The organism is Agromyces albus (assembly GCF_004134825.1).
Lineage (GTDB): Bacteria > Actinomycetota > Actinomycetes > Actinomycetales > Microbacteriaceae > Agromyces > Agromyces albus.
Map to the genome: position 1 here is coordinate 1 of NZ_SDPN01000053.1, position 21,353 is coordinate 21,353.

A 21,353-nucleotide genomic window follows, 5' to 3' on the forward strand; every position below is an offset into this window, starting at 1 on the left:
CAGCGCCGGCAGCGCCGGCAGCGCCGGCAGCGCCGGTGGCGATGAGGCCCCCGCCACCGCCCGTTCCCTCCGCGGCCGCGGCGGTCGCCGAGCAGACGGTGGCGAAGCCATCGGAGCGATCGGCTTCGCCGGCCCCGTCAACGCCGGCCGAGCAGACCATGGTGTCGGTCGAGGAGACGGTCGCCGGGGTCTCGACACCGGCGACGCCGATCTCGGCGATCGTTCCCCCGGCCGGATTCGCCCCGAGCGCGCCGGACGGCGCTGCCGAACCCGAGTTCGACGGCGACCACGACGGCATGACCGTCGCAAGCGTCGACATCCGCCGTCTCCGGGAGCAGCGCGCCGCGCAGGCAGGCGCAGACGCCGCGACGCCGGCGGGCGGCGTTGCCGCGGCATCCGTCACTCCACTGGCAAGCGTCCGCATGCCCGACGGCACCCTCGAGCCGATCGGTCACGAGGTCGTGCTCGGGCGCGCGCCCAGTGTCAGCAAGGTGTCGGGAGGCCGCATTCCTCGGCTGCTCACGATCGGTGTCGGCGACCCCGACATCTCGCGCAGCCACGTCCGCCTGACCCTCGAGGGCGACACGGTCGTGATCACCGACCTGCATTCGCGCAACGGCACGCACGTGGTGGCCCCGGGCAAGCCGCCCGTGAAACTGCGCGCTGGTGATCCCACCCCGGTCCTCACCGGCACGGTCGTCGACCTCGGCGGCGGCTGGACCGTGCAGGTGGTGGGCGGTTGATGCGCCGAGCACCGTCGACACCGCCCGAACTCCCGGGTTACACCTCGCTCGGCCTCCTCGGATCGGGCGGCTTCGCCGACGTGTTCCTCTACGAGCAGCGGCTGCCCCGTCGCAAGGTCGCCGTCAAGGTGCTGCTCACCGAAGAGCTCGGGCGCGACACGAGGGCGCAGTTCGTCGCCGAGGCGAACCTCATGGCGCAGCTGTCGGCGCACCCCTTCATCGTCACGATCTTCCACGCGGATGTCTCGGCCGACGGCCGCCCGTACTTCGTCATGGAGTACTGCTCCGGCCCGAGCCTCGCCGAACGGTACAAGCGCGAACGATTCGCCGTCGAAGACGGGCTCCGCACCGGCATCCGACTCGCAGGCGCCATCGCCACCGCGCACGGCGCCGGAATCCTCCATCGCGACATCAAGCCGGCGAACGTGCTCACGAACGACTACGGCTGGCCCGCCCTCACCGACTTCGGCATCTCCTCGAATCTCGAGGGTGAGCTGCCGGTCCACACGATCACGGCGGCGCCCGACAGCTCGTCGACCGGGTCGGCCCAATCGGCGGTGGGCATGAGCGTGCCCTGGTCGCCGCCTGAGATGTTCGAAGACGACCCGAAGCCCGACACGCGCAGCGACGTCTTCTCGCTCGCGGCGACGGTGTACACCCTGCTCGCGGGGCGCACCCCGTTCGAGATCGCGGGGCGATCGAACGGTTCGCTCGACCTCATCGGGCGCATCGAACGCGGTGCCATCACGCCGATCGACCGAGACGACGTGCCGCGCAGCCTCAAGACCGTGCTCGCAAAGGGCATGGCGACACGGCGCGACGAGCGCTACCCGAGCGCCGTCGAGTTCGCGCGCGCCCTGCAGCGGGTCGAGCTCGAGCTCGGCTACGCGGCGACGAACATCGAGGTGCCGAACCTCGCCTCCACCCGTGCAGAAGCCGACGAGACCGACGAAGCGGATGCCACGCGCGCTCGCTCCGTTCGCACCGTCGAGGCCCAGTCGCCGCGACCGGTGGCACCGGCGCCGGCTGCCATGGGCGACGAGGATGCCACCCGCGCGCGTTCGCCCCAGCGGGTCGACCCGCAACCGCGGGTTCCCACGGGCGCGTCGCCGGCGGGAACGCCCGTCGACGACCACACGGTCGTGCGCACTCGCGGCGCCGCGGCATCCGCACCCGCTCATGGCCGTGCCCCGGCCGCTTCGCCTGCGATCACGAACACCTCGATCGCCGACGCGACGGTCGTGCGACCGCCAAACGCGGCGAGGGCGGGTGCCGCTGCGGCGTCGCCCGGCGAGACCAAGGCGAAGTCCCGTCGGCCGAGCGTCGGCGCCGTCATCGGCGTCGCTGCCGGCGTCGTCGTGCTCGCCGTCGTCGGCATCGCCATCGCGCTCTCCGGCACGCTGTCGATGCCCACGCCGCCGACGACGCCGACCGCGAAGCCCGACGACGCCCTCCTGGCTGCCACCGTTCCGATGCCGACGATCTCGCCCGGCGTGCCGAGCGCCGACGGCGCCTCCGTCGCGTTCGAGGTCTCCCACGAACCCATCGAGAACGGCGACGTCTACCGCTGGAAGCGCGCCGACGGCAGCGGGAGTGCGCAGGTCTCCGAGGGGCCGACCATCACGATCAGCGGGGCGACGCCCGGAGTGCCGCTCTGCATCGACGTGCAGGTGCAACGAGGCAGCAAGACCTCGGAGCCCCAGCGGGGGTGCTCACCATGAGGCCCCTGCGCGTCGAGTACTGCGGGGAGTGGTACACCGTCGAGGCGGGGGAGCCCTTCACGATCGGCCGGGAATCCGACCTCACGATCGATGACAACCCCTACCTCCACCGCACCTTCCTGACCCTCTCGGCCGAATACGGACTGTGGTGGCTCTCGAACGTCGGACAGTTGCTCTCGGCAACGGTCTCCGACGCGACGGGCAGCGTGCAGGCGTGGGTGGCGCCCGGGGCGAAGCTCCCGCTCGTGTTCCAGGCCGTGCACGTCATGTTCAGTGCCGGCGCGACGACGTACGACTTCACGGTGCACGCCGAAGAGGACTTCTACAACACCTCGCTCACCGCGACTCCGGTCGACGGCGGCACCACCGTGCTGCCGGTCACGCTCACGAGCAGCCAGCGGCTGCTCGTGGTGGCGCTCGCGGAGAACCTGCTGTCGCAGCCATCCGCCGGCCGGGCCGTGGTTCCGAGTTCGGCCGAGGCGGCGGCACGCCTCGGATGGAGCATGACGACGTTCAATCGCAAGCTCGACAACGTCTGCGAGAAGCTCGACAAGATCGGGGTCAACGGACTCCGCGGCGGCCGCGGAAAGCTCGCGACGAATCGGCGAGCGCGGCTCGTCGAATATGCCGTGGCGACGCGGCTCGTGAGCATCGACGACCTCGCCCTGCTCGATACTGATCGCGAGGAGTCCAAGCAGGTTCCGTCGGAATGAGCGACGCACGGCGAGGGGAGTTCTCCCCATGTGGCACCCGTCATCACCCGTGTTAGCGTGTACCCCGGAGTTGGGGGCCGATCCCGATCTCATGCTCGTATCTGCAGTGAAAATCAGGGAGTGACGGTTGGGTACCTTCTCGTCCTGGCTTCGCCCTCGCAAGACGTTGGCCACGACCGTGGCCATTTCCGTGCTCGCAGGTGTGCCGCTCACGTTCGCCGTGCTGCATCAGGGGTTCCCGGTCACCGATCCCGACCTGCGTGCGCGTGAGGTGTGGGTGACCAACGGCGAGGAGCTGCTCGCCGGTCGCCTCAATCGGCAGATCGAAGAGCTCGACGCCGCCGTGAGCACCGTGTCGAACGACATGGACGTCTTCCAGAACGGCGACGACGCGTTCCTCTACGACGCGAGCGCCGGTTCGATCGAGCGAATCGACCCTGCGTTCACGACCCTGACGCAACGGGTGGACGTGCCGCTCGGCTCCGAGATCGCCTACGGCGGCGATGTGTTCGCGATCCTCTCGTCGAAGGGCGAGCTGTGGACCATGCCCGCGGGCGGGGAACTCTCGTTCGACCCGCGCGGCACCGATCCGCTGGTCAAGCTGGGCGAGGGCGCCCAGGTCGCGGTGACCTCCAAGGGAGAGGTTCTCGCGACGTCACCGTCGAAGCAGACCCTGTACCGCGTCGCGCCGGGCGGAGGCGATCCGACGCCTTCGGAGATGCCGAAGCTGGGTGAGCACCAATTGGCGGCGGTGGGGGATCGTGCGGTCATCTTCGACGTGCAGCGCAACGCACTCGTCGTCGATGGGCGGGTGACCGAGCTGCCCGAGGATGGGCTGAGGCTGCAGCAGTCGGGTGCCGAGCACGATTCGGCGTTCGTGGCGTCGGCGTCGGCGTTGCTCGAGGTGCCGCTCGGCGGGGGCGACGTTCGGGTCGTCGAGAACGGGGCCGACGTTGCAGCGGAGGCGGCCGACGAGGTTGCCGCGCCCGTGTGGCTGAACGGATGTGCGCACGGGGCGTGGGCGACGTCGTCGATGTATCTTTCGGCGTGCGAGGGCGGGAAGCCTGCGCCGCAGCAGATCGAGCAGCCGACGGTGGGCTCGCGGCTGGAGTTCCGGGTGAACCGGGATGTGATCGTGCTGAACGACCTGACCAACGGCAACGCGTGGCTCGTGGATTCGGATCTTCGGCTGGTCGACAACTGGGACGAGGTCACACCGCCCGAGGAGTCCGACGAGCTCGAGGGCGACGAGAAGAGCGCCCAGCAGACCTTTGAAGACACGCTGGCCGAGCGCACCGAGGCGAACCGTCCGCCGCTGGCACGAGACGACGACTACGGCGTGCGTCCTGGGCGCACCACGGTGCTGGAGGTGCTCGAGAACGACACGGATCCCGATGGCGACGTGTTGACGGTGAGCGGCACGTCGGAGGTCGCGGAGTCGCAGGGGCGGCTCGAGCTGATCGATGGCGGTCGGGCCTTGCAGTTCACGCCGGCTGAGGGTGCTGCCGGCACGGTCTCGTTCCGATACGGCGTGGATGACGGCCGGAAGGGCGCATCCGAGGCGTCGGTGAACGTGCGGGTCGTGCCCGAGCCTGAGAACGCGGCGCCGGTGTCGCTCCGTTCGGGTGCGGTGAGCGTGGAGCAGGGCCAGCAGATCTCGTACAACGTGCTCGCGGACTGGATCGACCCCGACGGCGACGACGTGTTCCTCGTCAACGCCTCGCCGACGAGTGGCGATTCCGCGCGGTTCAGCCCCGATGGTTTCGTGACGTTCGATCACCAATCGGGCGAGCTCGGGCTCAAGGAAGTGCAGTTCACGGTCTCCGACGGTCAGGCCACGGCGGCCGGCGTCCTGACGGTCGACGTCAAGCCCACGGGCACGCTGAATCCCGTCGGAACGCCCGACTTCGCCAAGGTGTTCACGGGCGAGACGGTGCTCGTGAACCCCCTCGAGAACGACTTGACACCGTCGGGCGCGCCGCTCTCGCTGCTCGGCGTCGCCGACGTGCCTGGCGGGGCATCCGTGACACCGAACCTCGAACGCGGCACGATCGGCTTCACTGCCAACGCGCCGGGGGAGTACATCTTCGTCTACAACCTCGGAGCGGATGCCGCGGTCAGCGTCGGGCTCGTGCGCGTGCAGGTCGTGGATCCGCCCGCCGAGGCGCAACCGCCGATCGCCGTGAAGGACACCGCCTACCTGCGGCCCGGTGAGCCGACCTCGGTGCCCGTGCTCGCCAACGACGTGTCACCCACCGGGCGCGTGCTCGCGGTGCAATCCGTCGACGATTCGATGACCGACGACCTCGTCTCCGTCGAGATCATCACGAACACCGTCGCCCGCGTGACGGCCTCTGCGGCGCTGGATCGACAGCTGCAGTTCAGCTACACGATCTCCGACGGCATCGAGACGGCCACCGCCACGGTCATCGTCGTGCCGGTGCCGCCGCTCGTGAACAACCAGCCGCCGGTGGCGCTCGACGACAACGTCAACGTGCGCGCCGGAGACATCGTCACGGTTCCCGTGCTCGACAACGACTATCACCCCGACGGGGCGAAGATCCACGTGCTGCCAGATCTCGCGGAAGCGCAGACCCCCGAGGGGCTCGCCTTCGTGAGTGAGGAGACGGTGCGCTTCCAAGCGCCCGAAGCTGCCGGCCAGTATTCGGTCGTCTACACGATCGGCGACGACTTCGAACAGACCGCTCGCGCACAGGTCAATTTCACCGTGGTCGCGAAGGATGCCGGCGAGAATCGGCCGCCACTGCCCACGCCGCTCACCTCGCGCACCTTCGCGGGATCCGCCGTGAAGATCGACGTGCCGCTCGACGGACTCGACCCCGACGGCGACTCGGTCGTGCTCACGGGAATCAAGGCGGCGCCGAGTCTCGGCCGCGTCGCCGACCAGACCAGCACCTCGTTCACGTATGAGGCGTTCGCGGGCTCGACGGGCACCGACACCTTCACCTACGAGCTTCGCGACACGCAAGGCGAGGTCGCCATCGGCACCATTCGCATCGGCGTCATTCCGCGGCCGGCGGTCGCGTTGCCCCCGAAGGCCGTCGACGACACCGTCGAGATGAAGCCCGGCCGTACGGCATCCGTCGAGGTGCTCCTGAACGACTCCGATCCGAGCGGCTACGCACTGAAGGTGACCGGTCTCGCCGAGGTCGACGAGGGCATCAAGGCCAAGGTGCGCGAGCAACGCCGCGTCGTGGTCACCGCTCCAGAACAGGAGGGCGCGTTCACGATCCGCTACGAGATCTCGAACGGGCACGGCGGCGCCGACAGCGCGTTCCTGCAGGTCGCGGTGAAGGAGAATGCGGTCATCCTGCCGCCGACCGCCGAAGACCAGGTCATCGAACCCGAAGACGTGCTCGACGTCGACTCGGTCGAAGTGAGCCCGCTCGACGATGCCACGAACGCGGGAGGTCTCGTCGAGGACCTCGTCGTGTCGGTCGAGGGCCCCAACGCGAACCGGGCCGAGGTGCAGGCCGACGGCAGCATCGTCGTGCGCCCGGCGAAGGAGCGCTTCGCCGTCGCATACCGGCTCACGAACGAGCTCGACGACCTCGACGCGATGGCCTTCGTCATCGTTCCGCCGTCGGTGAGCGCCACGGAGGACGCCGCCGAAGAGGAGCCGACCATCCCGGGGCCGCATCTCGCCGACCTCGAGCCCATCGTCATTCCCATGAACGGCAAGATCAGCTGGAACGTCGCAGACATCGTGGTCGTCCCCTCGGGCAACCCTGCGCTCATCCTGTCGGCCACGAGCACCAACGCCGGGGAGTCGGCGTTCATCGATGGCGAGAACCTGCAGTACGTGCCGGCGAAGGACTATCGCGGCGAGGCGTCGGTCACGTTCGAGGTGACCGACGGCTCGTCGGCCGATGACCCGAAGGGACGCAAGGCGATCCTCACGATCCCGATCACGGTCGGCGATCCGAACTTCGAGGACACGCCGCCGGTGTTCACGCCGCGCAGCGAGACGATCGAGGCGGGCGAGCCCGCGCTCCAGGTCGATCTGAGGTCCTCGAGCGACCACCCGAACCCCGATGCGATCCAGCGGATCAGCTACTCGATCACCGGCGGCACCACCGCCGACATCCAGGCGACGATCGACGGCGGCACGCTGAACCTCTCCGCGCCGCTCGGCGTTCAGCCCGGCACGTCGACGCGAATCACCTTCGACGTGAAGTTCAACGAGTTCACGGTTCCCGGCTACGTCGACGTGAAGGTCGTCTCGTCGACGCGAGCTCCGGCACAGGCCGTCGACGACGGGCCCGTCGAGATGCAGCGCAGCCAGACCCAGGCGGTCGATGTGCTCGCCAACGACTTCAACCCCTTCCCCGAGGTGCCGCTCCGGGTCGTGGGCGCGGCGATCGACCAAGCGGATGTCGGATCGAGCGCCTCGGTGAGCTTCACCGCCGAGGGCATCACCGTGCGCACCGGTGCCTCGTTCACCGGAACGCTGAGCGTGATCTACCGGATCCAGGACGCCACGAAGGACCCGGCGCGTGAGACGCAGGGCCGCGCGACGATCATCGTGCGTGCGGCTCCCGATGCGCCGAACGCCCCGACGGTCAACGCGGGCGATGCCGCGGCGACCGTGACGTGGAGGGCCCCGGCGAACAACAACTCGCCGATCACGAGGTACGTCGTCGAGTACAACGGCAGAACCGCCGACTTCCCTGCGTCCGCGGCGGGCGTCGGGCAGCGGATCGACGGCCTCACGAACGGCACCACGTACACGTTCACGGTGCGCGCCGTGAACGCGATCGGCACGTCGGCTCCCTCGCCCGGCACGGACGGTACGCCATACGGCACGCCGAGCGCGCCGCGCATCACCTCGTTCACCGCCTCCGGCGACGCACCCGCCGATCTCACCGCAAGGTGGGATCCCCCGAACTCGACGGGCGGCGGCTCCGTCAAGTACGAGTGGCGGCTCGACGGCGGCGGCTGGAACCAGACGACGAGCCGCTCGGCCACGATCAACAACAGGGGCGCCGGCACGTATCGCATCGAGGTGCGGGCCATCAACAACGGCAGCAACCAGACGGGCCCAGCAGATGCCGCCGCCGTGGGCGTCAGCAACCCTCCGAAGATCGTGTCGCTGTCGAAGGGCGCCCGCACCGGCTACATCCCACCCGGCCCGAACGGCTCGTGCGAGAGCAGCAATTGCTGGTTCTACAACGTCTCGGTGTCGGGCTTCCCAGATGGCACCGCATCCGGGTACGCGTACTGCAGCGGAACCCAGCTGAGTACGAACATCCGGATCCAGGTCAACGGCGGACGCGGCAGTTATTCCGGCAGCTACCCCGACTCCTGGTGCGGGTTCTCCGACGCGTACGTCATCATCGACGGCGTCAGGAGCAACAATTGGTGAGCGGGCGTGAGGGCCCGGCGTTGAGGTCGCAGCAGTCAGGTGCCGTGGAGTACGGCAAACGGGCAGTCGAACGCGGCGCCCGCAATGGAGGGAGAGTCCGAACGTGTCCGTGACGCAAGAACAGGCCCTGTGGTACCAGGACGCCTTCAGCAAGCTCGTCGACAACGTCGACCAGGCCATCCTCGGCAAGCGGGAGGTCATCGAGCTCGTCGTGACCGCCATGCTGGCCGGCGGGCACGTGCTGCTCGAGGACTTCCCCGGAACCGGCAAGACGGTGCTCGCCAAGGCGCTCGCGAACACGCTCGACGGCACCCACTCGCGCATCCAGTTCACCCCCGACCTGCTGCCCTCAGACGTCACGGGCGTCACGATCTACGACCAGGGCAAGGCTCACTTCGAGTTCCACCGCGGCCCGATCTTCGCGTCGATCGTGCTCGCCGACGAGATCAACCGCGCGAGCCCCAAGACGCAGTCGGCGCTCCTCGAGGTCATGGAGGAGGGCAAGGTCACCGTCGACGGCGTGAGCTACGACGTCGGCAGCCCGTTCATGGTGATCGCCACGCAGAACCCTGTCGAGCAGGCCGGCACCTACACGCTCCCCGAGGCGCAGCTCGACCGGTTCCTGATCAAGACGTCGCTCGGATATCCCGACCACGACACGGCCGTGACGCTGCTGCTCGATTCGGCCAACCGCGCCCGCGCATCCCGCGTCTCGCCGATCATCGCCTCGAGCTCGATCATCACGATGGCGCAACTGGCCTCCGACGTGTACGTCGACGCATCCGTGCTCTCGTACCTCAACCAGATCGTCGCCGCGACGAGGGAGCACCAGGACACCGCCCTCGGCGTCAGCATGCGCGGCGCACTCGCGCTCGCGCGAGCGACGAAGTCGTGGGCGATCGCCCACGGCCGCACCTACGTCACTCCCGACGACGTGCGCGATCTCGCCGTGCCCGTGCTGGCCCACCGCATCATCGTCGACCCCGAGTCCGACTTCGCCGGCATCACCGCCGAAGACATCGTCTCCCGAGTGCTCGTCGAGATCGCTCCGCCCGCGTACCGGGCGGCATGAGCGGGGAGACCGCGGCGCGACCGGCCCCATCGCAGGCGCGCATCGCAGTGCGCACGATCGGTCGAGCCGTCGCGACATCCGCTCGATCGATGACGACGCGTGCCGCCGGCGCGGCGCAGACCGCCGCCCGGTTCGCGTCGCCCGTCGTCGACGTCGTCTCGACGACGGGATGGCTCGTGCTCTCGGCAGCGATCGTGTCGCTGCTGCTCGCGTGGTCGTTCGGCTGGATCGAGTTCGCGTTCCTCGGCTTCACGTTGCTTGCGGCGCTCGTCATCGCCGTATCGTTCGTGTTCGGCCGCATGAGCTACCGGGTCGGAATCGAGCTGCAGCCCGCGCGCGTCGTGGCAGGGGAGCGAGCGCTGGGCCGGATGCTGGTCACCAACGCCGGCACTCGCGCGTCGACGCCGTCGCGACTCGAGCTGCCCGTCGGAGCCGGTCTCGCGGAGTTCATGGTGCCGGCGCTCGCGCCGGAAGCCGAGCACGAGGAGCTGTTCGCCGTGCCGACCAACCGGCGGGCTGTCATCGTGGCGGGCCCGGCTGAGTCGGTTCGCGGAGACCAGCTCGGCCTGCTTCGGCGCACCGTGCGCTGGACCGATCCCGTGGAGTTGTTCGTGCACCCGATCACGGCGAGGCTGCAACCGTCGGCGGCAGGGCTCATGCGCGACCTCGAGGGTGAGATCACCAAGACCATCACCAACAACGACATCTCGTTCCACGCCCTGCGCGCCTACGCGCCGGGCGACGCACTGCGCAACGTGCACTGGCGCACCTCGGCGCGCACCGGTCAGCTCATGGTGCGCCAGTACGAGGAGACGCGGCGATCGCAGCTCACCCTCCTGCAGACGACCGAACGCAAGTTCTACGCGTCCGATGAGGAGTTCGAGCTCGGCGTCTCGGTGCTCGCCTCGATCGCGGTGCAGGTCATTCGCGACGGCACGCGACTCGCGGTGGTCACAGAGGGCCTCGCCCTTCGCACGGCCACGCCGACGACGCTGCTCGACGACTCGTCGCGAATCGAACCGACGGGCGGCGAGTTCGCCTCGGTGCGAGACTTCGTTCGCGAGGCCACGAAGCGGTTGCCTCCGCCGAGCGTCGTGATCGCCGTCGCCGGCTCAGCCATGCCCGTTGCGGAGTTCCGCTCCATCGAGACGGTCTTCAGCGCCGACACGACGATGGTGGCGATGCGCGTCGAGCTCGGCGCGGCATCCCGCATGTCGAAGATCGCCGGCGCGGTCATCGTGACCATCGGCGACCTCGCCGATCTCCCTCGAATCATGCGGAGGGTGCGGCCATGACCAGGCTTTCCCGCAGCGTCGTCGGCGACATCCTCGTCCTCAGTGCGCTCTCCCTGATCGGCGTACTCGGCTACGAGACGTCGTTCGGCGACCTGAACTTCCTCCTGGCGGCCTTCGGCGGGCTCGCCGTCGGCACGTTGGCCGCTGTCGCGGGATCGCTCTGGCGACTCGGAGTGCTCACCACGGTGCTCCTCGGCCTTGCCGGGTACTTCCTGCTCGGCACGCCGTTCACCATGCCGGGCGCGGGCACCTTCGTCGTGCTGCCGAGCCTCGAGTCGATCGTGGGCCTCGCATTCGGCGCCGTGTTCGGCTGGGCCGACATCGTGACGATCGGCACGCCCGTCGAGGCGCCGTACTATGTCGCGGCCGTCCCGTACTTCGCGGCCTGGGTCGTCTCGCTCGTCGGCACCATGCTCGTCACGAGATGGCTCGTGCGGCGCCGCACTGCACTCCGATCGAGCGTGCTGCTGATCGGACCGATCCTCCTGTACGTCTCCGGCATCCTGCTCGGCACCGACGAGGCCTACTTCGCCGGGGTGCGTGGCGTGACCTTCGCGGTGCTGGCCCTGGTCTGGATCGCCTGGCGTCGCGGCGCGACCGTGGAGGCGAGCGGCGAGGGGGCGCAGCGCCTGCGCAAGCAGAAGCTCGCAGGCACGGCGATCGTCGTGGCGGGCGCCATCGCCGTCGGAACGCTCGCCGGGGCAGCCCTCGCACCCGTGACGCCCGACCGGTTCGTGCTGCGCGAGGAGATCGTGCCGCCGTTCGACCCGCTCGAGTTCCCGAGCCCGTTGGCCGGGTTCCGCAAGTACACCAAGACCCTCGCCGAGACGCCGCTCTTCGAGGTCACCGGACTCGAGCCGGGAGACACGATCCGCCTGGCGACGATGGACTCGTACACGGGCCGGCTGTGGAATGTCGCCGGTCCCGACGACGTCGGTGCAGAAGGCGGCGGCTATGCGATCGTCGGTGAGTCGCTCCCCGAGCCGTTGCTTGCGAGCCTCGGGAGCCGGCGTGAGGTCGAGGTCGAGGTGGCCGGCTACGACGACGTCTGGATTCCCATGGCGGGTTACGGGTCATCGCTCCAGTTGCTCGACGACGAGACGGCCGCTCGCGAGGGCGATCTCCGATACAACCCGGCCGCCGGTACCGCCGTGCTCACGAGCGGCCTCGGTGACGGTGCCAGATACCGGCTGGACGCCCGCATCCAGGAGGAGCCCGAACTCGAGGAGCTCATCGACGTGCCGGTTGCGAGCCTGACGCTGCCCGTCGTGGCGAACTCGCCCGACGTGGTCGCAGCGAAGGCCGATGAGTTCGTCGGCGATGCCGCGAGTCCGATCGAGCAACTGCGGAACATCGAGCGTGCGCTCAAGACCGGCGGATTCCTCAGCCACGGGCTCGCGTCCGACGCCGTGCCGTCGCGAGCCGGACACGGTGCCGACCGCATCATCGAGCTCTTCACGCGATCCCAGATGGTCGGCGACGAGGAACAGTACGCCTCCGCCATGGCATTGATGGCTCGGCACCTCGGCTATCCCGCCCGGGTGGTCATGGGATTCGCACCCGAGGTGCCCGCCGAGGGCGGGAGCGTCGAGGTGACCGGCGGTGACATCACCGCGTGGGTCGAGGTGCCGTTCGAGGGAGTGGGCTGGATCTCGTTCCGCCCCACGCCCGACCAGGTCGACGTGCCGCAGGAACAGACGCCGAAGCCGAAGTCCGAACCCCAGCCGCAGGTCCGCCAGCCTCCGCGAGCGGAGGAGATCGAGGACGACCTGCTCACGACCGTCGAGATCGACGAGACGGAAGACGATCGTGACGAGGCGTTCGCCGTGCCCGGCTGGGTCTGGGTCGTCGTCGGTGTCGTCGGCATCCCGCTCGCCATCGTGTTCCTGCCGATCCTCGCCGTGGCCCTCATGAAGCGGCGACGCAGACGGATGCGGCTGAAAGGTGCGAATGATCGGCGCGCGGCCGCCGCGTGGGAGGAACTCATCGACCGATACGCGGAGCTCGGCTTCGAGCCGCCCGAGCGAGGCACTCGCCTGCAGTCCGCTCGCATGCTCGAACGGCAGGCGGCCGAGCAGGGTCTCGATCATTCGGGGGCGAACGGATCGCCCGGCGAACAGCCCACCGAGCCGGTGCGGCTCGCGTCGCTCGCCGCGACGATCGATCGCGACGTGTTCGGCGGCACCGAGGTGTCCGACGAGGTCGTCACGGCGCGCTGGACCGAGGCGGATGCCGCGACCGCTGCGGTCTACGCCGCCGCGGGACGAATCCGTCGGGCCATCAGCCGCTATCGGATCCGCTCGCGCCGCTAAAGTGGTTGCGTGGCCGCGCCCGACTTCATCGTTCCCCCTCCGGGGCTGATTCCGAACGCGCCTGAGAACACCGAGCCCGAACGCACCGTCCAGGTGGTTCCCGGGCGCGCGCTGCCGTCGTTCGTGCCGACCGCGCCGCACCTCGCGCCGCCGGCGGCGATGCCCCCGGTGCTCCCGATGCCTGGGCCTGCCCCGACGCCGTCCGCTGCGAACGCGACGCCGGCACCCGGTCCATGGCGACTCACCGGCGAGCGGGGCTTCGAACTCGTCGTCGAGGGGCGACTCGTGCTCGGTCGCGACCCGGTCGCCGCACCGCCACATGCCGATGCGAAGGGCGTTCCCATCGTCGATCCGGCGCGATCGGTCTCGAAGACCCATGCGCTCGTCGAGGCGGCGCCCGATGGCGTGTCGGTCACCGATCTGCATTCCACCAATGGCGTGCGAATCCGAACGGCCGAGGTCGAACTGCACGATCTCGCCCCCGGGATGCCCGCCGTCGTCCCGCCGGGAGCCTCGTTCCTCCTCGGCGACCTCGAACTGCACGTGGATCGTCTGCACAGGGACACGGTGTAATCTGTGAGCGTGCGCGCTCCACGACTTCTTCGGTGCCGCGGCGGGGCCTCGTCCTAGGCCCTCCCCGCCGCGGAGTCCGTCGACGGCTGACACTGATTCTGAGGAAGACGAACGCATGACCACCACGATCCCCACGGGCGAGCGCCCGCGTACCCTGGCCGAGAAGGTCTGGGCAGACCATCTCGTGAAGAAGGGCGAGGCCGGCACTCCCGACCTCATCTACATCGACCTGCACCTCGTGCACGAGGTCACGAGCCCGCAGGCCTTCGATGGTCTCCGGCTCGCCGGCCGCCCGGTGCGTCGCCCCGATCTGACGATCGCGACCGAAGACCACAACACCCCGACCCTCGCGATCGACAAGCCCATCGCCGACCCGACGAGCCGCACCCAGATCGAGACCCTGCGGCGCAACGCCGCTGAGTTCGGCATCCGTCTGCACTCGCTCGGCGACGTCGAGCAGGGGATCGTGCACGTGGTGGGCCCGCAACTCGGCCTCACCCAGCCCGGCATCACGGTCGTGTGCGGCGACTCGCACACGTCGACGCACGGGGCGTTCGGAGCAATGGCGTTCGGCATCGGCACGAGCGAGGTCGAGCACGTGCTCGCCACGCAGACCCTTCCGCTGAAGCCGTTCAAGACGATGGCGATCAATGTCGAGGGGTCGCTCCGTCCGGGGGTGACGGCGAAAGACATCATCCTCGCCGTGATCGCCAAGATCGGCACGGGCGGCGGGCAGGGTTACGTGCTCGAATACCGCGGCAGCGCCATCCGCGCGCTCTCGATGGACGGCCGCATGACGATCTGCAACATGTCGATCGAAGCGGGTGCCCGCGCAGGAATGGTGGCTCCGGATGCCACGACCTACGAGTACCTCAAGGGCCGCGCCCATGCACCCGAGGGCGCCGACTGGGACGCCGCAGTCGAGTACTGGGAGACCCTCGCGACCGACGACGGAGCGCAGTTCGACGCCGAGGTCTTCATCGACGCCGACACCCTCGAGCCGTTCGTCACGTGGGGCACGAATCCCGGCCAGGGCGTCTCGCTCAGCGAGGCCGTGCCCGACCCGGCGACCATCACCGACCAGCACGAGCGCGCCGCCGCCGAGCGTGCCCTCGAGTACATGGACCTCGCCCCCGGGACGCCGCTGAAAGACATCCGTGTCGATGCCGTGTTCATGGGCTCGTGCACGAACAGCCGCATCGAAGACCTGCGGGCCTTCGCCTCGATCATCAAGGGCAAGCACAAGGCCGACGGCGTGCGCGTCATGGTCGTGCCGGGCTCCGCTCGCGTGCGACTCGAGGCCGAGGCCGAGGGCCTCGACAAGGTCATCACCGAGTTCGGCGCCGAGTGGCGCTTCGCGGGCTGCTCGATGTGCCTCGGCATGAATCCCGACCAGCTGGCTCCCGGCGAGCGGTGCGCGTCGACCTCCAACCGGAACTTCGAGGGCCGGCAGGGCAAGGGCGGCCGCACGCACCTGGTGTCGCCGCTCGTCGCCGCGGCCACCGCGATCAGGGGCACGCTCTCGGGTCCGTGGGATCTCGAAGCCGCGAGCCAGGCGGAGGGCAACTGACCATGGACAAGATCACGACCGTCACGGGCACCGCGGTGCCGCTGCGCCGCTCCAACGTCGACACCGACCAGATCATCCCCGCCGTGTTCCTGAAGCGGGTCACGAAGACCGGATTCGAGGACGCCCTCTTCTTCGCGTGGCGCCAGGATCCCGAGTTCGTGCTCAACCGTCCCGAGTTCGCGGGTGCTCGCATCCTCATCGCGGGGCCCGATTTCGGCACCGGATCCAGTCGTGAGCACGCCGTCTGGGCGCTGCGCGACTACGGCTTCGACGTCGTGATCAGCTCGCGCTTCGGCGACATCTTCCGCGGCAACGCGGGCAAGCAGGGTCTCGTCGCCGCGCAGATCGCGTACGAAGACGTCGAGCGCCTCTGGGAGACGATCGAGGCGGAGCCGGGAATAGCCGTGACCGTCGATCTGGTTGAGCGTACGGTGGGCGCGGGTGCGCTCACCGTGCCGTTCGACATCGACGACTACACTCGGTGGAGGCTTCTCGAGGGGCTCGACGACATCGGTCTCACCCTGCGGGATGAGAACGCCATCGCCGAGTTCGAATCACATCGAGAGGCCTGGCGGCCGAAAACGCTCCCCATCCGGGAGCCGGCGGAATCAGGGAGTCTGTGAACACGCTCGGGCAGGATGCAAAGAACCACGGAACGGCAGTCGGGTTGAACGTCGACAAGATCACGATCAACGGCGGCAAACCGCTCCGTGGTCGCATCGAGTTGAAGGGCGCCAAGAACCTCGTCACGAAGGCGATGGTCGCGGCCATCCTCGGCGACACCCCCAGCGTGCTGAAAGACGTGCCGAACATCAGCGACGTGCGCATCGTGCGGGGCCTCCTCGAGGTGCACGGCGTCACGGTCACGCACGGCGTCGACGAGGGTGAGCTCATCCTCGACCCGTCGGCGGTCGAGACGGCGCACATGGCCGACATCGACGCGCACGCGGGGTCGAGCCGCATCCCGATCCTCTTCTGCGGGCCGCTCCTGCACCGCCTCGGCGAGGCGTTCATCCCCGACCTCGGCGGTTGCCGCATCGGCGACCGCCCCATCGACTACCACCTCGAGGTGCTGCGCAACTTCGGCGCGATCGTCGAGAAGCTCCCGAGCGGCATCCGGATGTCGGCACCCAACGGGCTGCACGGCGCCAAGGTGTCGCTGCCGTACCCGAGCGTGGGCGCGACCGAGCAGGTGCTGCTCACGGCGGTGCTCGCCGACGGCATCACCGAGCTCTCGGGCGCTGCGATCGAGCCCGAGATCATGGATCTCATCAACATCCTCCAGAAGATGGGTGCGATCATCACGGTCGACACCGATCGCGTCATCCGCATCGAGGGCGTCGCCAAGCTCGACGGCTACACGCATCGTGCGCTCTTCGACCGGAACGAGGCGGCGAGCTGGGCCGCCGCGGCGCTCGCGACCGAGGGCGACATCTTCGTGGGCGGCGCACGCCAGGCCGAGATGCTCACGTTCCTGAACGTGTTCCGCAAGGTCGGCGGCGACTTCGAGATCCAGGAAGACGGCATTCGCTTCTTCCACCCGGGCGGCGAGCTCAAGCCCGTCATCATCGAGACCGACGTGCACCCGGGCTTCATGACCGATTGGCAGCAGCCGCTCGTGATCGCCCTCACGAAGGCGAAGGGCGTCTCGATCGTGCACGAGACCGTCTACGAGCAGCGATTCGGCTTCGTCGATGCGCTCGTCGAGATGGGCGCGTCGATCGAGGTGCACAAGGAGTGCCTCGGCGGTCGTCCGTGCCGTTTCGGCCAGCGCAACTTCAAGCACTCCGCGGTCATCTCGGGCCCGACGGCGCTCGTCGGCGCCGACATCGAGGTGCCCGACCTGCGCGGCGGCTTCAGCCACCTCATCGCGGCGCTCACGGCCGAGGGCCGGTCGACCGTGTCGAACGTCGGCATCATCGCGCGCGGCTACGAGGACTTCATCACGAAGCTCGAGTTGCTCGGGGCGGATTTCGAACTCGAAGGATAATGGGGGAGTGCCACACGACGACTCGTCTCCCGACGCTCCTGCGAAGCCACGTTCGGAGACCCGCCGCCCCTCCATCTTCTGGGTGCTCGCCGGGCTGGTCCTGCCGGTGATGAACCTCGCCATCCGCTTCCGGTTCCACCACCCCGAGCGGATGCCGCAGTCGGGCGCGTTCGTACTCGCGCCCAATCACTACAGCGAGATCGACCCGGTCGTGATGGGCATCGTGAGCTGGAAGCTCGGGCGCGCGCCGCGATTCCTCGCGAAGGCGTCTCTCTTCAAGGTGCCGGTGGCCGGCTGGCTCCTGCGGAAGTCGGGCCAGATCCCCGTCGATCGCGCCGGCAGCAAGAGCCATGCCGCGCTCCGCGCAGCCGAAGAGCTCGTCGAGAAGGGCCGCATGGTCGTCGTCTACCCCGAGGGGTCCCTCACGCGCGACCCCGGGCTCTGGCCGATGCGCGGCAAGACCGGCGCCGTGCGCATCGCGCTCGAACGCGACATTCCGATCATCCCCGCCGCGCACTGGGGCACGCAGGCGCTCATGCCGCGCTACGGCAAGAAGCTCAGCCTCTTCCCGCGCAAGACCATCGACGTCGCGATCGGCGAGCCGCTCGACCTCAGTGCGTATCGCGGCAAGCCGCTCGATCAGGCGACGCTCATCAAGGCCACGAGCGAGCTCATGGAAGCGATCGCCGGCCTCCTCGCCGAGTTGCGCGGCGAACCCGCTCCAGCCGAACGCTGGAACCCGAGCGCGCACTCGCAGAAGGAGACCGGTCGCTTTGAAGGGTAGAACCAACGCCCGTCGCGGCCCGGGCAAACGCGTCGCCGTGCTCGGTGCCGGAAGCTGGGGCACGACCTTCGCGAAGATCCTCGCCGACGGCGGCGCCGATGTCGTGCTCTGGGCCCGACGGCCGGAGCTCGCACGCGAGATCCAGGAGGCCAAGCGCAACAGCGACTACCTCCCTGGCGTGAACCTGCCGCTCGGCCTCAGGTCCACTTCTCGGCTCGATCTCGCGCTCGCGGGCGCCGAGCAGGTGTTCGTGTCGGTGCCGAGCCAGTCGCTCCGTGAGAATCTCAAGGTCATCGCCCCGCACCTGCACGCCGAGGCGATCGTCGTGTCGCTCATGAAGGGCGTCGAGAAGGGCACCGGCCTGCGCATGAGCGAGGTCATCGCCGAGGTGCTCACGATCGATCCCTCCCAGATCGCGGTGATCTCCGGGCCGAACCTCGCGCTCGAGATCGCGAAGGAGCAGCCTACGGCGGCCGTCGTCTCCTCGACGAGCCTCGAGACCGCCCAGGCCGTGGCATCCCTCGCGACGAACCGTTACTTCCGCTCGTTCGTGAACACCGACGTCATCGGTACTGAGTTCGGCGGGGTGCTCAAGAATCTCATCGCGGTGGCGATCGGCATCGTCGACGGCGTCGGCTACGGCGAGAACACGAAGGCGTCGATCATCACGCGCGGACTCGTCGAGATGACCGACTTCGCGGTCGCCTACGGGGCGCACCCCGAGACGCTCTCCGGGCTCGCCGGACTCGGCGACCTCATCGCGACGAGCCAGTCGCCGCTCTCGCGCAACAACACCGCGGGGCGCCTCCTGGGCCAGGGGTATCACCTCAACGACGTCGTGAAGCAGATGCAGCAGACCACAGAGGGGCTCGCGTCGGTCGGGCCGGTCCTCGAGCTCGCGCGGGCGAAGGGCGTGGAGATGCCCATCGTCGAGCAGGTGCGGCAGGTGCTCGCCGGCACGCTCGATCCGAAGGACATCGCACCGCACCTCACGACCGATGACGAGCCGCAGGGCGAAAGGACATTGGATGGACAAGCTCAGGGTGGTTCTGCTCTTCGGCGGGCGCTCAAGCGAACACTCGATCAGCTGCGCCACGGCGGGCGGAGTGCTGCGGGCGATCGACCGTGACCGCTATGAGGTGATCCCGGTCGGCATCACCCACGAGGGTGCGTTCGTCCTCGAGACGGATGACCCCGAGCGCTTCGGCCTCGACCCCGAGCACCTCCCCGAGGTCGCCGACAACGGCACGCGCGTGCACTGGCCCGAGAGCTCGGCGTCCCGCGAGCTCACCGTCGTCGCCGATGGGGAGGTGTCGTCGCTCGGCGACGTCGACCTCGTGTTCCCGATCCTGCACGGGCGGTTCGGTGAAGACGGCACGATCCAGGGCATGTTCGAGCTCCTCGGGCTTCCGTACGTCGGCAACGGGGTGCTCGCGTCGGCGATCGGCATGGACAAGCACTTCACGAAGACGGTGCTCGAGAGCGCGGGCATCGCGGTCGCGCCCTGGGTGACGGTGACGCGCGCGGCGCTCGAGGCCGATCCCGAGCTCTGGACGCGCCGCACCCACGCGTTGGGCCTGCCGGTCTTCGTCAAGCCGGCCCGGGCCGGTTCCTCGGTCGGGGTCACGAAGGTCGGCGAGTGGACCGAGCTCGAGGCCGCTCTCGACGTGGCGTTCGCCGAGGACCGCACGGTGCTCATCGAGGCGGCGGTCGTCGGGCGCGAGATCGAATGCGGTGTGCTCGAGGGCCGCGACGGTGAGGCTGCACGCGTGAGCGTTGCCGGCGAGGTGGTTGTCTCGGGGCGGGACTTCTACGACTTCGAGGCGAAGTACCTCGACGCACCCGGCGTCGAGCTCATCTGCCCCGCCGACCTCGGCGACGGCGAGCTCTTCGAACTGCAGCGCATCGCACGCCGGGCGTTCGAGGCCATCGGGGCGGAGGGCCTCGCGCGCGTCGACGTGTTCCTCACGGGGGAGGGGTTCGTCGTCAACGAGATCAACACGATGCCGGGCTTCACCCCGATCTCGATGTTCCCGACGTGCTGGCTCAACTCGGGGCTCGACTACCCCGAGCTCATCACCGAGCTCATCGAAGTCGGCCGCACTCGCGGCATCCGTTAGCCGGCGTCGTCGACCGACGTGCACGCGCGCTCGGCCGGGATGACCGAGACCGCCGACGAGAGGTCGGAGATCGCCGTCGTGCCTGAGACGACGTCGTTGTCGACGAGCACCTCGACGGCGGGCGTGCGCCCATAGGTCGTGAAGAGGAAGCGGGGAGCGTCGGACTCGTCGATGATCCAGTCGACGCCGTCGACGTTCACGCAGCGCAGGGTCGTTGGGCCGGGCGACGGCACGCCGCACCTCAGCAGCACGGAGGCCGGTGTTCCCCAGGCCCCCGTGCCCTGGGCATCGGTCTCGCGCGCCGTCAGCTCGGCGACGGCGTCGGGCAGCCGGACCACGACCGCCGCGCAATCGGGATCGCTCGCGTCGGGCGCCGCCTCGAAGGGCACCGCCTGGGTGCACCCGGGGAGGATGAGCGCTCCCGCGAGGGCCGCGATGCCCGCCGCCGGCACGCGGATGCGGGCGCGGCGAGGCGCGGGCACGAATGGGTGAGGCATCCTGTTCAGGCTACCGTGAGGGCATGGAGAATCCTGCCCCGACCGACTCCCCACGCACCGGCCCGACGGTCGGAGAGCTCGGCGAGTCGGCGGTGCTCGCGCGCATCCTCCCTCGATTGCGCCCGGGCGACGCGGCGATCCTCGGAGCCGGCGACGATGCAGCCGTGGTCGCGGCGGCCGATGGCCGATTCGTCGTCACGACGGACCTCATGGTGCACGGCCCCGACTTCCGGTTGGCCTGGTCGACCCCGTTCGAGCTCGGCTGGAAGGCCGCCGCGACCAATCTCACGGATGTCGCGGCGATGGGTGCTCGCCCGACGGCGCTCGTCGTCGCGATCGCCGCACCGCCCACCACGGGGGTGTCGGTGCTCGAGGGCATCGCCGATGGGCTCCGGGAAGGACTCGCAGCCATGGCACCCGGGGCGGGCGTCGTCGGCGGCGACCTCTCGGCGTCGCCGGTGCTCACGATCGCGGTCACGGCGTTCGGCGACCTCGACGGCCGTGCCCCGGTGCTGCGGTCGGGCGCTCGGGTCGGCGACGTCGTCGCGCACGCGGGCGCTCGCGGTGCAGCGGCGCG

At 69.3% G+C, this 21,353-nt stretch carries 16 protein-coding genes and 1 pseudogene; 15 read left to right on the plus strand and 2 right to left on the minus strand.

The genetic code is table 11. The features are described from left to right. Positions 1-319, minus strand: a pseudogene (locus tag ESP51_RS20890) (hypothetical protein); the annotation flags it as partial. Here ESP51_RS20890 and ESP51_RS20895 point away from each other — a divergent pair. From ESP51_RS20895 to ESP51_RS18365, 14 genes are all read left to right on the plus strand, one after another. Beyond that, the gene (locus tag ESP51_RS20895; RefSeq protein WP_206737352.1) at positions 297-743 is read left to right on the plus strand and encodes an FHA domain-containing protein; all 447 of its coding nucleotides are present in this window, start codon (positions 297-299) and stop codon (positions 741-743) included. The pseudogene ESP51_RS20890 and the gene ESP51_RS20895 overlap by 23 nt on opposite strands. Then, positions 743-2,464 carry a serine/threonine-protein kinase gene (locus ESP51_RS18305; protein WP_129522329.1) on the plus strand — a complete coding sequence of 574 codons (1,722 nt, stop codon included), beginning with the start codon at positions 743-745 and terminating at the stop codon, positions 2,462-2,464. The genes ESP51_RS20895 and ESP51_RS18305 overlap by 1 nt, the downstream gene beginning before the upstream one ends. Continuing rightward, entirely contained in the window at positions 2,461-3,177 is a 717-nt protein-coding gene (locus tag ESP51_RS18310) for an FHA domain-containing protein (protein WP_129522330.1), read from the plus strand. The genes ESP51_RS18305 and ESP51_RS18310 overlap by 4 nt, the downstream gene beginning before the upstream one ends. Before the next feature lie 178 nt (positions 3,178-3,355). Then, on the plus strand, positions 3,356-8,563 hold the full coding sequence (locus ESP51_RS18315) for an Ig-like domain-containing protein (RefSeq protein WP_129522331.1): 5,208 nt from the start codon (positions 3,356-3,358) through the stop codon (positions 8,561-8,563). A gap of 103 nt (positions 8,564-8,666) precedes the next feature. Next, positions 8,667-9,635 carry an AAA family ATPase gene (locus ESP51_RS18320; RefSeq protein ID WP_206737353.1) on the plus strand — a complete coding sequence of 323 codons (969 nt, stop codon included), beginning with the start codon at positions 8,667-8,669 and terminating at the stop codon, positions 9,633-9,635. 89 nt (positions 9,636-9,724) lie between these two features. Next, complete coding sequence (locus ESP51_RS18325; protein ID WP_241843254.1) at positions 9,725-10,930, plus strand: DUF58 domain-containing protein; 1,206 nt, start codon at positions 9,725-9,727, stop codon at positions 10,928-10,930. After that, a complete protein-coding gene (locus ESP51_RS18330; protein ID WP_129522333.1) occupies positions 10,927-13,242 on the plus strand; it encodes a transglutaminase TgpA family protein in 2,316 nt (771 codons plus the stop codon). The genes ESP51_RS18325 and ESP51_RS18330 overlap by 4 nt, the downstream gene beginning before the upstream one ends. Positions 13,243-13,251: 9 nt before the next feature. Beyond that, positions 13,252-13,815 carry an FHA domain-containing protein gene (locus ESP51_RS18335; protein ID WP_129522334.1) on the plus strand — a complete coding sequence of 188 codons (564 nt, stop codon included), beginning with the start codon at positions 13,252-13,254 and terminating at the stop codon, positions 13,813-13,815. Positions 13,816-13,930: 115 nt separating this feature from the next. Continuing rightward, positions 13,931-15,385: a 3-isopropylmalate dehydratase large subunit gene (gene leuC / locus ESP51_RS18340; RefSeq protein ID WP_129522335.1), complete on the plus strand. Its 1,455-nt coding sequence runs from the start codon at positions 13,931-13,933 to the stop codon at positions 15,383-15,385. A 2-nt stretch (positions 15,386-15,387) separates the two neighbouring features. Then, positions 15,388-16,008 (plus strand): 3-isopropylmalate dehydratase small subunit, encoded by a 621-nt coding sequence (gene leuD / locus ESP51_RS18345; protein ID WP_129522336.1) that lies wholly within the window; start codon positions 15,388-15,390, stop codon positions 16,006-16,008. Further along, the gene (murA, locus tag ESP51_RS18350) at positions 16,005-17,375 is read left to right on the plus strand and encodes a UDP-N-acetylglucosamine 1-carboxyvinyltransferase (RefSeq protein ID WP_129522337.1); all 1,371 of its coding nucleotides are present in this window, start codon (positions 16,005-16,007) and stop codon (positions 17,373-17,375) included. The genes leuD and murA overlap by 4 nt, the downstream gene beginning before the upstream one ends. Positions 17,376-17,382: 7 nt before the next feature. Beyond that, positions 17,383-18,159 carry a lysophospholipid acyltransferase family protein gene (locus ESP51_RS18355; protein ID WP_241843255.1) on the plus strand — a complete coding sequence of 259 codons (777 nt, stop codon included), beginning with the start codon at positions 17,383-17,385 and terminating at the stop codon, positions 18,157-18,159. Then, positions 18,149-19,288: an NAD(P)H-dependent glycerol-3-phosphate dehydrogenase gene (locus tag ESP51_RS18360; protein WP_129522338.1), complete on the plus strand. Its 1,140-nt coding sequence runs from the start codon at positions 18,149-18,151 to the stop codon at positions 19,286-19,288. The genes ESP51_RS18355 and ESP51_RS18360 overlap by 11 nt, the downstream gene beginning before the upstream one ends. Next, positions 19,188-20,279 (plus strand): D-alanine--D-alanine ligase family protein, encoded by a 1,092-nt coding sequence (locus ESP51_RS18365; RefSeq protein ID WP_129522339.1) that lies wholly within the window; start codon positions 19,188-19,190, stop codon positions 20,277-20,279. Before ESP51_RS18360 ends, ESP51_RS18365 begins: the two co-directional genes overlap by 101 nt. Here ESP51_RS18365 and ESP51_RS18370 read toward each other — a convergent pair. Then, entirely contained in the window at positions 20,276-20,776 is a 501-nt protein-coding gene (locus tag ESP51_RS18370) for a DUF3515 domain-containing protein (RefSeq protein ID WP_129522340.1), read from the minus strand. The two genes, ESP51_RS18365 and ESP51_RS18370, sit on opposite strands and share 4 nt — an antisense overlap. A gap of 23 nt (positions 20,777-20,799) precedes the next feature. Here ESP51_RS18370 and ESP51_RS18375 point away from each other — a divergent pair. After that, positions 20,800-21,353 (plus strand): thiamine-phosphate kinase (locus ESP51_RS18375; RefSeq protein ID WP_241843256.1); only part of this gene is annotated, 554 nt, incomplete at its 3' end.

Bases quoted from the DNA above. Each gene is read 5' to 3' on its own strand.
- ESP51_RS18305 (WP_129522329.1), top strand. From the start codon at position 743: ATGCGCCGAGCACCGTCGACACCGCCCGAACTCCCGGGTTACACCTCG.
- ESP51_RS18370 (WP_129522340.1), bottom strand. From the start codon at position 20,776: ATGCCTCACCCATTCGTGCCCGCGCCTCGCCGCGCCCGCATCCGCGTG.
- ESP51_RS18325 (WP_241843254.1), top strand. From the start codon at position 9,725: ATGACGACGCGTGCCGCCGGCGCGGCGCAGACCGCCGCCCGGTTCGCG.
- ESP51_RS18365 (WP_129522339.1), top strand. From the start codon at position 19,188: ATGGACAAGCTCAGGGTGGTTCTGCTCTTCGGCGGGCGCTCAAGCGAA.
- ESP51_RS18310 (WP_129522330.1), top strand. From the start codon at position 2,461: ATGAGGCCCCTGCGCGTCGAGTACTGCGGGGAGTGGTACACCGTCGAG.
- ESP51_RS20895 (WP_206737352.1), top strand. From the start codon at position 297: ATGACCGTCGCAAGCGTCGACATCCGCCGTCTCCGGGAGCAGCGCGCC.
- leuD (WP_129522336.1), top strand. From the start codon at position 15,388: ATGGACAAGATCACGACCGTCACGGGCACCGCGGTGCCGCTGCGCCGC.
- leuC (WP_129522335.1), top strand. From the start codon at position 13,931: ATGACCACCACGATCCCCACGGGCGAGCGCCCGCGTACCCTGGCCGAG.
- ESP51_RS18330 (WP_129522333.1), top strand. From the start codon at position 10,927: ATGACCAGGCTTTCCCGCAGCGTCGTCGGCGACATCCTCGTCCTCAGT.